The 15601-nt window shown below is 50.8% G+C and carries 12 protein-coding genes; 3 read left to right on the top strand and 9 right to left on the bottom strand.

Features of this window, described 5'->3' with window-relative positions:
* Positions 1-19: 19 nt before the first annotated feature.
* A complete protein-coding gene (locus tag ACN0R1_RS18535; protein WP_417585567.1) occupies positions 20-1426 on the bottom strand; it encodes a PAS domain S-box protein in 1407 nt (468 codons plus the stop codon).
* Between the two features lie 206 nt (positions 1427-1632).
* On the opposite strand from ACN0R1_RS18535, the gene ACN0R1_RS18530 reads away from it, so the two are divergent.
* Entirely contained in the window at positions 1633-2940 is a 1308-nt protein-coding gene (locus tag ACN0R1_RS18530; RefSeq protein WP_417585565.1) for an MFS transporter, read from the top strand.
* Here ACN0R1_RS18530 and ACN0R1_RS18525 read toward each other — a convergent pair.
* From ACN0R1_RS18525 to ACN0R1_RS18490, 8 genes are all read right to left on the bottom strand, one after another.
* Positions 2877-4361: a solute carrier family 23 protein gene (locus ACN0R1_RS18525; protein ID WP_417585563.1), complete on the bottom strand. Its 1485-nt coding sequence runs from the start codon at positions 4359-4361 to the stop codon at positions 2877-2879. The two genes, ACN0R1_RS18530 and ACN0R1_RS18525, sit on opposite strands and share 64 nt — an antisense overlap.
* A 141-nt stretch (positions 4362-4502) precedes the next feature.
* Complete coding sequence (locus ACN0R1_RS18520) at positions 4503-6071, bottom strand: aldehyde dehydrogenase (NADP(+)) (protein WP_417585561.1); 1569 nt, start codon at positions 6069-6071, stop codon at positions 4503-4505.
* 14 nt (positions 6072-6085) lie between these two features.
* Positions 6086-7081: an AraD1 family protein gene (araD1, locus tag ACN0R1_RS18515; protein WP_417585559.1), complete on the bottom strand. Its 996-nt coding sequence runs from the start codon at positions 7079-7081 to the stop codon at positions 6086-6088.
* An 8-nt stretch (positions 7082-7089) separates the two neighbouring features.
* Positions 7090-8262, bottom strand: a complete 1173-nt coding sequence (locus ACN0R1_RS18510; protein ID WP_151057053.1) for an L-rhamnonate dehydratase — start codon at positions 8260-8262, stop codon at positions 7090-7092.
* Positions 8263-8317: 55 nt separating this feature from the next.
* Positions 8318-9337 carry a 4-hydroxythreonine-4-phosphate dehydrogenase PdxA gene (locus ACN0R1_RS18505; protein ID WP_417585557.1) on the bottom strand — a complete coding sequence of 340 codons (1020 nt, stop codon included), beginning with the start codon at positions 9335-9337 and terminating at the stop codon, positions 8318-8320.
* 2 nt (positions 9338-9339) lie between these two features.
* Positions 9340-10632, bottom strand: a complete 1293-nt coding sequence (locus tag ACN0R1_RS18500; protein ID WP_417585555.1) for a TRAP transporter large permease — start codon at positions 10630-10632, stop codon at positions 9340-9342.
* Entirely contained in the window at positions 10629-11183 is a 555-nt protein-coding gene (locus tag ACN0R1_RS18495; RefSeq protein ID WP_417585553.1) for a TRAP transporter small permease, read from the bottom strand. The genes ACN0R1_RS18500 and ACN0R1_RS18495 overlap by 4 nt, the downstream gene beginning before the upstream one ends.
* 64 nt (positions 11184-11247) lie before the next feature.
* Positions 11248-12222 carry a TRAP transporter substrate-binding protein gene (locus tag ACN0R1_RS18490; RefSeq protein ID WP_417585551.1) on the bottom strand — a complete coding sequence of 325 codons (975 nt, stop codon included), beginning with the start codon at positions 12220-12222 and terminating at the stop codon, positions 11248-11250.
* A 284-nt stretch (positions 12223-12506) separates the two neighbouring features.
* On the opposite strand from ACN0R1_RS18490, the gene ACN0R1_RS18485 reads away from it, so the two are divergent.
* Positions 12507-13235: a FadR/GntR family transcriptional regulator gene (locus tag ACN0R1_RS18485; RefSeq protein ID WP_417585549.1), complete on the top strand. Its 729-nt coding sequence runs from the start codon at positions 12507-12509 to the stop codon at positions 13233-13235.
* 148 nt (positions 13236-13383) lie between these two features.
* Positions 13384-15558, top strand: a complete 2175-nt coding sequence (gene katG, locus ACN0R1_RS18480) for a catalase/peroxidase HPI (protein ID WP_417585547.1) — start codon at positions 13384-13386, stop codon at positions 15556-15558.
* The last annotated feature ends 43 nt before the right edge of the window (positions 15559-15601 follow it).

Here is a 15601-nt window from a genome sequence, read left to right as displayed (position 1 = left end):
ACTATCAGCACCAAACTGGTCAGGCTATAGCGGCCTGACTTAAAGCAAACTGCCTCCACAAAACCCGGTACGATTCATTATGATCAGTAAAACTGACGATGAGTTTTATTTGCTTAGCATTCTGGGTTGATCCGATATTCTTTTTCTCTGCCTGAATCTGTTGCCAAATAGTAGCGGCCGCTTTCTTAGCTGTATCGGTATTCCCCGCTCGATCCAGGAATAATGCATTCATGTGCGCTACTTGACCGGTGGGCTGCCATTCAACAACCATCAGGGCTTCGTCCATTAAGCTAAGACGGTCCATGGAGTCTTTGGCGCTCTGTTTGGTATGCGTGATATCAGCCTGAACCGATACAAAATGACTAATCTGACCGCGATCATCGAACACCGGATCGATAGACATGGCAATCCAGTAGGGTTTTCCGTTACACGTATAGTTCAGAATTTCTTCATAGAAGGGTTCGGCATGCTTTAGTTTCGTGCGAATATGCTCCACGGTTTCAGGATTGGTATCCGGCCCTTGCAGAAAACTGCCGGGAATACGCCCCTTAACTTGATCAAGGGTGTAGCCGGTCATCATTTCAAAGCCGTTATTACTATAAACAACCGCGCCCTTCTTATCAGTGATAATAACGGCATTACTGGTTTTGTTAGCCACCAGCGACAGCATAGCTATTTCATCCCGCTTCAGTACTTCTTCTGTCACATCTTTCACAAAGGCGGTAAACAACACCTGATCACCCACGACGATACGTGCGAGGGTAAAAAGCCCCCAGCGGACCTTGCCACTGCGCGTATGTATGGGTAACTCAATCGGCTTACCAATGATTCGGTTAATGCCTGTTTGACGGTTACGATTCACATAACCATCATGGTTAGCTTGATGATCCGGCGCCACCAGCATTTTAACATTTTTGCCCATCAGTTCTTCACGACTGTAACCCCATAAAGCTTCGGCAGCAGGATTGGCAAAAATAATTTCGTTTTTGGCGTCAATGGTGATCACACCATCATTGGTTTGCTCAAGCACCTGCTCAACAACAGAGCGCTCAGCTCTTTCTATGCTGCAATCACGTGCAAATGCAGTGTAATATTGTTGTTTACCCACCTTAATTGCCGATAAAGTAAGACTGATCCAGGATTTGCTGCCATCTTTACGTTCAATCGGCACCTCTCTGGACGAGCCAACAATACGATCACCACCCTGCTCACGGTGGCGGTTAACATAGTTGTCATGGCTGCTTTGATGATCCCGAGGAACCAACATCTTAACATTCTGCCCCAACACCTCCTTGCGCGAATACCCCCAGAGCAACTCTGCTGAGTCATTGTAATAAATCACTCGGTTATTATTATCAATCGTGACTACTGCGATGGTCGTTTGATCTAGTGAACGCGCAGATAAGTTCTGGAAGTTAAACAGCATTTAATGGGGCACCATGAATAATTTCTTAATATAATTTAATAGTTACGTATGAAATACGTCATTAGAGCATAGCATCTATCTGTAGCAGCCATGGGTCACTGGGCAAATCAGGATTGTCAGGACAACAATAAATCTCGTGCTCAAACGTCGATTTCTTTTTAAGCTACGGACAGAGTCATCCCTGTGAACCTTACGAGAGATGGATTATGAATTCTGTCACACCAATCAGACATGATCGTTTGTTCACCCCTGTACTGATCGCCAGTTGCATCGTGATTCTGGTCAGTTTTGCTGTCCGTGCGTCCTTTGGGTTGTTTCAAATTCCTGTCGCAGAGGCATTTGACTGGCCCAGAGAAGCCTTCTCGTTTGCCATTGCAATTCAAAACCTCTTCTGGGGTATCGGACAGCCGCTATTTAGTGCATTTGCTGAGCGTTACGGTGACAGAAAAGCCATTATTGCCGGTGCCGCCTGCTATATTACCGGCTTGGTGCTTTCGGCCTATGCAGTAACGCCTGGTCAGCACCAACTGCTGGAAATGTTGGTTGGGTTTGGTATTGCTGGAACTGGGTTTGGTGTGATTCTTGCGATCGTAGGTCGAGCCGCATCAGACAAAAACCGATCGATGGCGTTAGGGATTGCTACAGCGGCCGGTTCAGCCGGTCAGATTGTCGGACCACCCGTGGCGCAGCTACTGCTCAATCAAATACCCTGGCAATCGGTATTCATTGTGTTTGCAGGTTTCATTCTGCTATCGATGCTGGCTCTGCTTTTCTTGCGAGCCCCGGCTCCCCAAAAAGCCGCTTCGCATGAAGATAGCATGGGAGGCGTCCTGAAAACGGCACTTCGTGATCCATCATTTGCATTTATTTTTATCGGATTCTTTTCCTGTGGCTATCAACTGGCCTTTATTACTGCGCACTTTCCTGCCTTCATCACCGAAATGTGCAGTGTTGTTGCCCCCGGCAGTATTATTCAGTCGCTGGGTGTTTCATCAACCACTATGCTGGGAGCCATTGCAATCGCGCTGATCGGTATTTTCAATATCGGCGGTACGCTGATGGCCGGTTGGCTGGGAAACAAATACTCACGCAAGTACCTTCTCGCCACTATTTACCTATTGCGAACCCTGGTAGCGGCCCTGTTTATCCTCAATCCAATCACGCCTGAGAGTGTAGTGCTTTTTTCCATCGCCATGGGTTCTCTATGGCTGGCAACCGTGCCACTCACCTCTGGCTTAATTGCTCATATTTATGGTCTACGCTATATGGGCACGCTCTACGGTCTGGTGTTTTTCTCGCATCAACTGGGCGGATTCTTAGGAGTCTGGTTGGGTGGCGCCATGTACGACCTCTACGCCAACTACACACTGGTGTGGTGGATAGGTGTCGGATTTGGCGCCCTGTCAGCCCTGATACACTTGCCCATCGACGAGCGACCTATAGCGCAACGCTACAGTCGTTCATTAGCTGATTTGAATGCAAACCAGCCAAAGAAAGCCGCCATCACCAGGTAACCCAGGCTGAAATCCGGTGACGCGTTGAATGACAGTTCCGGTGCATGCATCAGCCCCACAAACGAGCAGCCCGCGGCAACCAACGCAAAAATAGCTGCCTGACGGAATTTGTGGTCAATCACCGAAACCGTCATCGCGCCTAACAGAATTGCTGTGAACATGGCGCCCTGCCCCAACACCACAATGGCACTGGAGATATTATCGACCACATCACCGGCCCCACGGTTAAAACGGGTCATGACATAGTTGGCAAAGTAAGGCAGCATCGCCAAGGCGATCGCCGGATAGTAGCGTGTCTCATTGCTTTGAAATGCGGTGGCAATCATCGACATACCCACAAACACCAGAATCGGCGCTACTACGGATACCGGAATAATCGCCGCTAAGGCGGCAATCAAACCAAACATGGTTGCTATGCCATAGACCACACCATTGAGAATACTGTAGCCACGGCCAGCTCCCATCCACTTGGAGCCCACGGTAGCTATGTAAACGGTGGTCGGGAACACGCCACCGAATACCGCACCCAGCATGGTGCCGACGCCATCTACGGCCTGACACTCACGTACATCATACTTGTCACCCGCCGCTTCCATGGCTTCGACGTTGTTCATTGTCTCGATGGCATTGTACAGGGTGATCGGCAGCACCACGGTAAGGATCGCCAGCATACTGGTGAACAGCAGACCCAGACCTTCAAACCAGGCCATTCCCGGCAACAGTGGATAGAACCCCAGATGGGTGAAAGCGTCACTGAACTTGGCTGTATCAGCGGCACCAATCAAATAAGCCAACGCCGTACCGACGATAATGGCAAACAATGATGCCGGAATACGAAACGGCATTGACACTCTGGCAACCAAGCCGACGATGATGATCGCCAGTACCAGCAGACCAATCACCGGGATTTCCAGCGTTTTGAACAGCATTTCACCAGCAATAAAGGTCAAAGCCACCCCGGCAACCGCACCCAGCATCGCCGCACGAGGTAAATGTGTCTGAATCCAGCGGCCAATTACACTGATGCACACCTCAATCAACCCACTAATGAAGCAGGCCGCCACGGCAATTTTCCACGCCATGACCTCATCTCCGGTCAGGGTCTTTGCCGGTAACAACACCCCAAACAGAAAGACGAACATCACGGGGGTGCTGATGCCATAAGACAGTGCCGTGACATCGGCACGATTTTCCTTACGCGCCAGACGTGCGGCACTCCAGGCATAGTAAAAATTACCCACCATCACCGCGACCGCCGCACCCGGCAAGACCTGGCCAAACACAATCGAGGAGGAGAACCCCATCCCCAACATAGTAATAGCGATAATCACGAAGTTGGCAATGTTGTTCTGAAACAGAGCGAAGAAGGCGTCGGTATCCTCCTTCTTGTACCAAGGATAATGCACAGGCTGAGGGGTCATGGGAATGCGATTCTCTTAGTTATGAATTTAAGCTAATAAAACCGCGAATTTTAGCAGTAATTCTTGAGTCACAGCCAGAGGACTCTTGGACAGCACCGGCAACTTAGCAAGTGCTGTCTCCCCGTAGAACTCAAAATCAGGCTAAAGCACCCCATCTATTACAGGTTTAATTCTATAAGGGTTGCTGTCTTTCAAACTATCAGGAAGCAGGGCATCAGGAATATCCTGATAACAAACGGGCCGCTGAAAACGGCGAATAGCACTACTCCCCACTGACGTGGATCGACTATCTGATGTTGCAGGAAAAGGCCCACCATGGACCATCGCATGTGTTACTTCCACGCCGGTTGGCCAACTATTGGCAAGAATTCGGCCGGCCTTGCGCTCAAGTAGGGGGAAGATCTCTTTGGCCCTTGGCTGATCGCTAGCCTGCATGAACAGTGTTGCGGTTAATTGTCCTTCAAGCTGCTCCAGAACCTGTTTCAACTGGGCATAGTCACGACATGAAACCACCAAACACGCAGCACCAAACACCTCGTTATGTAACACCGGGTGTTGTATAAAGGCATCTGCCTGAACCTGGAATAATCCTGGCTGACACTGGTTCGGTCCTGTTGTGGAGCACCCTCGTGCCAGTGTGGTAACAGCCGGGTGTGCCGCCAGCACAGCCACGCCCTGTTCATAAGCACTATGGATACCTGGCGTCAACATGGTTTGTGCGACTTGAGTGCTGAGTAGCTCACCGGCCTGACTCAGAAATTGATTCAGTTCATCGCCTTCAACCGCCAGCAGCAAACCAGGATTGGTACAAAACTGACCGGCTCCCAGGGTCAGCGAGGTAACAAACCCTTGTGCCACCCCCTCACCCTGCTGTAGTGCGCCGTTAAATAAAATAACGGGATTGATACTGCTCATTTCAGCATACACCGGGATAGGCTCAGGACGAGACTGAGCGACCTGCATCAGCGCCATACCACCACCGCGCGATCCGGTAAAACCGACCGCCTTAATCCTGGGATCAGCTACCAAAGCCTGACCCAGTGCATTGCCCTCACCAAACAACAGTGAAAACACCCCGTCTTCCAGCCCACAGCTCGCCACGGCGCGCTGAATGGCCCGCCCGACCCATTCAGAGGTGCCAGGATGTGCCGGATGCCCCTTCACCACCACCGGACATCCTGCAGCCAAGGCTGAAGCCGTATCTCCGCCAGCCACAGAAAAGGCCAAAGGAAAATTACTGGCCCCGAACACAGCTACAGGACCCAGTGGCATTAACTGATAACGCAGATCACTTCTGGGCAGGGGTGTGCGTGACGGCAGGGCTGGATCAATACGTAGCTCCTGCCAGGCCCCGCTTCGTAACAGTCCCGCAAACAACCGCAGTTGATTACAGGTTCGGCCCCGCTCACCGATCAGGCGAGCTTCGGGCAAACCGGACTCCAGTTGCGCCCGCTCAATTAACGGCGGGCCAATCGCCTCTATTTCGCTCGCGATAGCCTCAAGCAACTCGGCTCGCTGCAGCGGCGAGGTTATACGAAAGCCATCAAAGGCATCGCTGGCGAGCTGACAGGCACGCTCAATATCAGCTTGGGATGCCCCCGGATAATCAGGCTCCAGTAGCTGATTTGTTGCGGGATTAACGCCATGAACAGCCGCCTCAGTGCCTCTGACAGTGGACTGACCAATCAGTAATTTACCTTCCAGTATCATTATGTTATCTCCTTTTATGCCAGGTCAGCGATTGCCTGTACAGGCTGTTCGCTCTCAAACTGCAGCGGATTACGTAGCGGACGCCCGAACTGATTTAATTCGATTTCGAACACATCACCGGCCTGAGCCTTAATACCATCCGCAAAACTCAAGGTAGCCGTGCCGAAGAAATGCACATGCAGATCTCCTGGACGCCTGAACTGTGCATACTTGAAATGATGCTGTTCTAAATTGGCCAGGGTATGCGCCATATTGGCTTCACCGGTCAGAAATGACTTTTCCCAGATCACTGAATGGTTGCGGCGGATACGACTCACCCCTTCCAGGTGTTCAGGCAACTCACCTAGCAACAGCTCGGGGCCCAGACTGCAAACACGCAGTTTGGAATGCGCCAGCCAGAGGTAATTGAACCGTTCCGTCACATGGTCCGAAAACTCATTACCCAGCGCATAGCCAACACGCCAGGGTGTGCCATCCGGTCCATTGATATAGAGTCCAGCAAGCTCTGGCTCCTCACCTGCATCCTCAGCAAAACACGGTGCTTTCAAGGGTTGTTCAGGTGCTACGATTGAGGAGCCGTCACCTTTGTAAAACCATTCTGGCTGCGCGCCGACTTGACCGGCTGGTGGTTTACCCTGTTCGACACCCAGTTTGAACATCCGCATAGAATCAGTGAGTTCAGCCGCATCGGCCGTTACTTTGGCATGCATTGCAGACCGGGTATCGGCACTGCCCAGATGCGTCAGCCCTGTCCCCGTCACCAGACAGTGTGCAGAATCGGGATGCGTGATGGGTGGTAATAAACGTTTTTCATCAATGAGTGGTTGATAAGCGATGCGTTCATCAGTCACCCGCTCACTAATCAACTCACGCAGTGAACGGGAGTGAGTAATTGCCTCCAGCGCCAAAGCATAAACACCACCCTCAGCCATGGCTGGAAATACCCAGTCATGGTCCTGTACCACGCCGACACACAGCCGACCAGCGACAACATATTGTATAACTCGCATCTGTCACCTCACTCGATAATGTTGAACTGGTCGAAGTAGCGCGTATTCAGACTCAATCCCAGACCTGGCTTGTTATCATCCAGATCAATGAAGCCATTAACGGGTTCTGGGTCCCCTTCGAACAGGTAGTAGAACAACTCATTGCCAATCTCGACATCATGCACTGGAAAGTATTCAGACATGGGCGATGCCAGAGTGGCCATGGTCAGGTGGTAGTTATGCATCTGTCCCGCATGTGGAATCACCGGCACACTGTAGGCTTCAGCAATCGCATTGATCTTGCGAGCCGCCGTAATACCTCCCACACGGTTGGTGTCATACTGCACCACAGAAATGGCGCGTTTCTCCAGTAATTGTTTGAAGCCATAGTGGGTAAATTCATGCTCTCCACCGGAGATCGGAATGCTGGTCAATTGGTTCAGCTCCACATAACCATCGATATCATCCGCCAGTACAGGCTCTTCCAACCAGCGCGGCTGATAGGTTTCAAGGCGAGGCAGCATCCGTTTGGCATACTCAAGATTCCAGCCCATGTAGCACTCAAGCATCAGATCAATATCTTCACCTATCACCTCACGAACCGCGGCAACACTGTCAAGATTCTTGCGCATCCCCTCCGGACCATCTTTGGGACCATAACCAAAACGCATTTTCATCGCTTTGAAACCCTGATCCAAATAAGACTGCGCTTCGCGCTGCATCTCATTCAGGTCGGTGCGATAGAGTTTGGAGGCATAACAGGGAATCTTGTCCTTGGTGCGTCCCCCCAGCAGTTTGAACACAGGCTTGCCAGTCGCTTTACCCAGAATATCCCAGATGGCGATATCCACACCGGAGATGGCCGCCATACCAATTCCTTTGCGCCCCCAGGCATGTGTAGATCGGTACATGCGCTGCCACAAATATTCATAATCGAAGGGGTCCTGATTCAGGATCAGCGGTGTCAGATACTGGTCAATGATTGCCTTGGCAATACGTGGCGCCAAGGCAACATTACCCAACCCGACTAGGCCGGTATCAGTTTCTATCTCGACCGTGGTCCAGCCATGGAAACGGAAAGTACCCATTGAATCACTCTTATCCCAGAGCTCATCCATGGCATTGGAGCAAAAATTAGCTGTGGGTGGCACGGTGTGGCCTTTCCATTCAAAAACACGGGTACGAACATTGGTGATTTTCATTATCTTATTCCTGATAAAAAGAGACGCTTGCACATAATTTGGTAATAACTTGTCATTAACGGCTAATACGCTGCCGGCGGAGATTGCTTCCCATGCGGCAGGCAATGCGAAAGGCGTTGCGTGTGGGTCCAACATCAGCCTTGCCCTGCCCGGCAATATCAAAAGCGGTTCCATGGGCTGGCGTGGTTATGGGAATAGGTAGCCCACCCTGAACGGTGACTCCCTGCTTGAAGCCCATCAGCTTGATCGCGATCTGCCCCTGGTCGTGATACATCGTCACAATCGCATCAAACTCACCGTCACGTGCCTTGAGAAAAATGGTATCGGCCGGGAAAGGACCTTGAACCGGATATCCGGCCGCCTGACATGCGGCAACGGCTGGCTGAATAATATCGATCTCTTCACGACCACAGGTACCGCCTTCCCCTCCATGCGGATTGAATGCCGCTACAGCAATGCGTGGCTGATCAAACCCTGCCAGTTTCAGCGAGTCATAAATCAACTGACTGGCCTGCATAATCCGCTCCTGAGTGACATACTCGGCGGCATGTTTAAGCGGTATATGTGATGAAATACGCGAGGTCCATAAATGTCCCAGGGTGTTGAACTCACAAAAGTAGCTATTCACCCCCAGATGCTCGGCAAAAAAATGCAACTCATCTTCATGCTTCAAACCACCCATTTTCATCGCCAGCTTATTCAGAGGAGCAAAGCAGATAGCATCTACATCACCGGCCTGCGCTGCATCCATACACTGCGCTAACAAATTCAGTACAGATGCACCCCCAGCTGCACTTTCAACCGCATACTGGCTTGCCGTTGGCTGGAGGGTATCTACTGGCAAAAACACAGCTCCCTGATGCAGACGTGCTTCCGCAAAACAACTCACCTCAGGCAAAGCATGCTGCACACCCGCAACGCGTTGACCCTCTTGCCACATCCAGCGGTCACCGATCAACACCGTGTGTACTTCTGTAAAACACTCAGGTTCAGAAACCAGACGTGCTATTAGTTCGGGACCTATCCCGGAAGGATCACCCAGCGTCAGGGCAATCACAGGTTTTTCAGAGCGCATTATCAACCTCCTGTGGAGTAGAAAATATTAACCAGGGACATGGGTATCGCCGGGATATACGTCACCAGCACCAGGATGATGAACAGCACACCAATCATTGGCAGATTGACGCGGGTGGTTTGCCACATATCCGTCTTTGCGATAGAGCAAGCGGTTGCCAGAACCGAGGCCACTGGAGGGGTCTGCTGACCTATGGCCAGATTCAACGTCAGGATGATGCCGAAGTGAATCGGGTCAATACCCACTTGATAAACCAAAGGCATGACAATAGGGACTACCAGAATGATGGCGGCAGCTCCATGCAGAAACATCCCCAGGAGTAACAACAGAATATTGAGCAGCGCTAACACGGCGATGGGATCATCAGTGAAGGTGGTAATTTGACGCGCCAGTTGTTGAGGCAGCTGCATTTCGGTCAAGAACAAACCCAACACGGCGGAAGTCGCCACTAACAACATCACCACCGCTGTCTGAACAACGCCTTCAGTCAAAGCCCGATACAACACCTTCAGGTTCAGCTCACGATAAACCACGCCACCAATGATTAGGGCCGCCAGTACAGCGATGCCAGCACCTTCGGTCGCCGTGACAAAACCACCGAAGATGCCGCCGAGAATAATGACCGGTAACAACAGTGCCCAAGCAGCCTCCTTGAAGGTTGTCCACACACGCCCCAAGGAGAAAGCTTCTTCTCTTGGCAAGTCATATTTCACGGCGTAGTAATAGCAGAAACAGGCCAAGCCAAAGCCACCTAAAATGCCAGGTATAATGCCGGCCACAAAGAGCTGAACAACCGACACTTCTGCCAAAGCACCATAGATGATCATTGACAGGGACGGCGGAATAATGACGGCCAGAGAAGCCGATGACGAGGTGATCGCGGCGGAAAAGTTCGGGTTGTATTTCTTGCGCTTCATCTCAGGAATCAACACCGAACCGGTAGCGGCCACATCGGCAACAGCTGAACCTGAAATTTCAGCGAAGAACATCGACACGCCGACATTGACCATTGCCAGGCCACCGCGAACAAAGCCGATCAATGCTGAAACCAGATTAATCAGGCGGGTTGAAATACCAGAGGTATTCATCAACGCGCCAGCAAAAATAAACAAGGGTATGGCTATTAAGGGAAAATTGGTGGCCCCATTAAACAGTGTCAGGGGAATATTCATCAGGTGCTGATCCCCCATATTCAGGTACACACCGACCCCACCAACAACACCAATAGCCACCGCTATAGGCACATTAATCAACACCAGTGCAAACAGTGCCGCAATCACCACCAAGAGAATCATGCTTTGGCCTCCTTGAGATCTTCTTCAGCCAGACGTATGGCCTCTTCAATCGCCTCATGCTCTGTATCAACACCGGCGCACATTTTTTTCCAGGCGTCAGGAAGACTCAGCAGTTCGCAGAGGATAAATAGAGAGGCGCTGATGGGTATAGCCGACTGGGTTAATGTCAGGCTGACGGATGGCAGCGACACCAGTGAGTCCCAGGCGAGAATTTCCATCACCTGATAACCGTAGTAGGCCACCAGGGCAAAGAAGCTGATCACAATCAGTTCCGAAACAATAAACAAAGGCATACGTATAGGAAGCGGTGAATTACTGATAATGCCAGGAAAGCCCATATGGGCACGTTTAAGCGCGGCGAGATTAGCGCCATAAAACGTCAGCCAAGCCAGTCCAACCGAAGCCACTTCGTCATACCAGATCAGTGAGCTGTCTAATGCCCTGAACAGCACCGCCGCCAACACAATTCCGGTGAGTCCTAGGAGCAGACAAACAGTAAACACTTCAAGCAGTTTCTCGACCCAAAATCGAGTGATATTAATCAACCACATGGGAAACAACTCTCATCAAGAGTGTCTTTGAGTAGCCCTTGCCACCCAAAGACAACAAGCTTATTTAATCATTCGCCAACGTCAGACTGCGCTCAACCAGCTGTTCACCACCTGGCACTTGCCTGGCAAAGGTTTCGTAGATGGATTGACTCGCTTCCACAAACGCTTCGCGACTGACCTCATTAACTTCCATGCCTGAGTTTTTCATTGCCACCAGCAGTTCTTCATCCAATTCAGCGCCACGCACTAATGCCCAATCCTGGGTTTCGGCGGCAACCTCCATAATGGCCTGCTGCACCTCCTCAGAAAGGTTATTCCAGCGCCCAGTTCCCGCTGTCAGCCAGATGGGGCTGTAGACATGGCTGGATAAAGACAGGTATTTCTGCACTTCCTGAAAACGGGCACCGTATATGTTCGTCAGTGGATTTTCCTGACCATCAATTACGCCGGTTTGCAAACCGACAAACACTTCGGAAAATGCCATAGGTGTCGGATTAGCGCCCCAGGCGCTGAACATGCTGGTGCGCCATTCGCTTTGTGGTGTCCGGATACGCATGCCACCCATATCTGAAGGAGTGACAATCGGGCGGCGGTTATTGGTGATATGTCGAAAACCGTTTTCCCAGGTTGATACGATTTTCAAACCCTTTTCTTCAGCGGTAGCCGCCAAGTCGGTCATGACCACTTCGCTATCAATGCGTTTCAGATGATCACGGTCTTTGACTAGAAAAGGCAGGTCAAACAGTGCAAATTCAGGTGCAACGGAAGACATGATCGATGAAATCGCCGCCAGATCCACCGTGCCCATTCGAAGACGCTGAACGAGTTGACGCTCATCGCCAAGCTGCCCACTGTCGTAATATTCAATCTGAACAGCGTCGCCAAGACGCTCCTGAAGGCGCCGAGTGAACTCTTGCGCCGTTTGCCCTTGTAAACTCTGAGGTGAGCCACCTATGGCAAAAACGATTTTATCGGCGTGTACTTGAGTTGCAGTGAGTGCGATCCCAAGCACAGCAAGCGACAGTAACTTCTTAAACATGGCTTTTATCCTTATTGTTGTTAATTTGTGTAATAACACCACTGGTCTAGTGGTATGTCTAGCAGACCACTTGATCGAAGTCTAGATAGAGAATCAGGGGGATGTCAAGCAGAAAACCGCATTTAATGCTGTAAAAAACCCAATCCTCTGTTTATATTGTGGATAATCACTATTAACTGGTCTACAATGCATACCAATAAATGCAAGACCCATCACTCTGCACTGACGCACAGCTGAGTCACAGAGATTACCTAGAACAATGGACTTCCGGATGAGGAAATCAAATGGATAATCTGGCCTTTGCCTTTGAGAAAACACTGAAGAATAAAACCAAAAAAGACATTCTGTCTGACAAGCTGATTGAAATGATCATGACGGGATTACTGCGAGACGGTGATGTCTTGCCCAGTGAACGCGAGCTCGCTCAACTTTTTGGTGTAAGCCGTGAAACAGTGCGAGGCGCTCTATCCCAAATAACTGCCTATGGTCTCATTACGGTCGCACAGGGTAGCAAAACACGCATCTGCGCCAGCAATGATAATCTCGCCCGCTTTCGTAGTACTTACATGGACAGTGTGGATCATATTGTCAATCAGTTTGATATCGATAGCGTATTTGAAAGCCGGATGCTGGTTGAACGAGCCATTGCCCGCAAGGCCGCAATGAGGATTGATGCGGAAGGTATTCTCAAGCTGGAGCGACTGCTAGAGGCACAAAGTAAACTCTTTGATTCACCGGTACATTTCCAGTTATCAGACAAAAGCTTTCACAAGATCATCTCAGAATATGCCAGCAATGAAATCCTGCTCCGCTATTCTGAAGAACTCTACGCGTATGGACTGAGTATACGACGCCAGGTCATGGTTGAACCCGGTTCAATTGAGCGCAGTTATAATGAGCATTGTTATATTGTTGATGCATTGAAGCGCGGTGATCCAGATGCCGCTGAGCGCGCCATGCTATCGCATCTGGACAGTGTGTATCGAACCACAAAAGAAAAGCTGCAGCAGTAATAGATATAAACTATTAAATCGGTAATTAAATGAAATTGCGTAAATAAGGCGAAAGGCCAAATTTTCATCTATTCTGTTGGTGAAGTGTGAATGCCCTTACTAATTAGAGCAGTTACACAACGTGCAAGTCATACAGCAGGAGAGTGATATGGAAAACAATAACGCCGGTTCGTTTGGCAAATGCCCCGTGATGCATGGCGGCAATACCGCCAGTGGTAAAACCAATATGGCCTGGTGGCCGAAGGCGCTGAACCTGAATATTCTGCACCAGCATGATACCAAGACCAACCCACTGGGACAGAGCTTTAACTACCGTGATGAGCTGAAAAAGCTCAACGTAGCGGCCCTGAAACAAGACTTGACTGAGCTGATGACCGACAGTCAGGACTGGTGGCCATCAGACTGGGGCCATTACGGTGGCCTGATGATTCGTATGGCCTGGCATTCTGCCGGTTCTTACCGTGTTGCGGATGGGCGCGGTGGTGCCGGTACCGGCAACCAACGCTTTGCCCCACTGAACTCCTGGCCAGATAACGCCAACCTGGACAAGGCGCGTCGGCTGCTCTGGCCAATCAAACAAAAATATGGCAATTCTATCAGTTGGGCTGACTTGATCATTCTGGCAGGCAACGTGGCGTATGAATCCATGGGCTTAAAAACCTATGGCTTTGCCTTCGGTCGCGAGGACATCTGGCACCCTGAAGAGGATATTTACTGGGGTGCTGAAGAAGAATGGTTGGCACCCAGTGATAATGAAAAAAGCCGCTATTCCGGTGAGCGTGATCTGGAAAACCCACTGGCAGCCGTGATGATGGGCCTGATCTATGTTAATCCGGAAGGGGTTGATGGCAACCCTGATCCGCTGAGAACAGCTCAGGATGTTCGTGAAACCTTTGCCCGCATGGCCATGGATGATGAAGAAACTGTCGCCCTGACCGCTGGGGGTCATACTGTCGGTAAATGTCACGGCAATGGTGATGCCAGCTTGCTGGGTGGTGAACCCGAAGCCGCTGGTATTGATGAGCAAGGTTTAGGCTGGAATAACAAAACCTCGCGTGGCGTTGGCCGTGATACGGTCACCAGCGGCCTTGAAGGTGCCTGGACAACCCATCCAACCCAGTGGGACAACGGTTATTTCTATCTGCTGTTGGGCTACGAATGGGAACTGAAAAAAAGCCCGGCAGGTGCCTGGCAGTGGGAGCCGATCAATATCAAGGAAGAAGACAAGCCGGTCGATGTGGAAGACCCATCGATTCGCCATAACCCGATCATGACCGATGCCGATATGGCCATGAAGATGGACCCTGAATACCGTAAGATTGCTGAGCGTTTCTACCAGGATCCGGCGTATTTCAGTGAAGTTTTCGCACGTGCCTGGTTTAAATTGACTCACCGTGACATGGGACCGAAAAACCGCTATTTCGGCCCAGAAGTACCGCAGGAAGATTTGATCTGGCAGGACCCGATCCCCGCTGGTAACAGCGATTATGATGTCGCAGCGGTGAAAGCGAAAATTGCCGCCAGTGGCCTGAGTATCGCTGAAGTAGTCACTACTGCCTGGGACAGTGCACGCACTTACCGTGGTTCCGACATGCGTGGTGGTGCCAACGGTGCACGTATTCGCCTGGCTCCTCAAAAAGACTGGGAAGGCAACGAACCAGAACGTCTGGCCAAAGTACTTGCTGTGCTGGAAGGCATTGCTGCCGAGAGTGGCGCCAGTGTAGCGGATGTCATCGTGCTGGCAGGTAATGTCGGTATCGAACAGGCGGCAAGAGCGGCCGGTATGGAGATCCAGGTGCCCTTTTCACCGGGTCGCGGAGATGCCACTGCCGAAATGACCGATATCGAGTCCTTCAGCTACCTGGAACCGGTACATGACGGTTTCCGTAACTGGGTGAAGAAAGACTATGCTGTGAGTCCTGAGGAACTGCTGCTGGATCGTGCTCAATTGATGGGCCTTACAGCACCGGAAATGACTGTACTCCTGGGTGGGATGCGTGTACTGGGTACCAACCACGGTGGCAGCCAGCATGGCGTGTTCACCGACAAGATCGGGCAGTTGAGCAATGACTTCTTTATCAATCTGACCGATATGCGCTATAGCTGGAAACCCACCGGCAAAAACACCTACGAAATCGTAGAGCGCAACACCGGAACAGTGAAGTGGACAGCCACACGTGTGGACTTGGTATTCGGTTCCAACTCCATTCTGCGCGCCTATGCCGAAGTCTATGCTCAGAACGATTCGAAACAAAAGTTTGTGCAGGATTTCGTCAAGGTCTGGACCAAGGTGATGAATGCCGATCGTTTTGATCTGCTGTAATCATCGATTTTTGTGACTAACGGGCGTCCCTAACAGGGGCGTT

It is taken from the genome of Nitrincola sp., assembly GCF_048264025.1.
GTDB lineage: Bacteria > Pseudomonadota > Gammaproteobacteria > Pseudomonadales > Balneatricaceae > Nitrincola.
The sequence above is the reverse complement of the archived record's forward strand: the minus strand, read 5'-3'. Positions and strand labels throughout refer to the sequence as shown.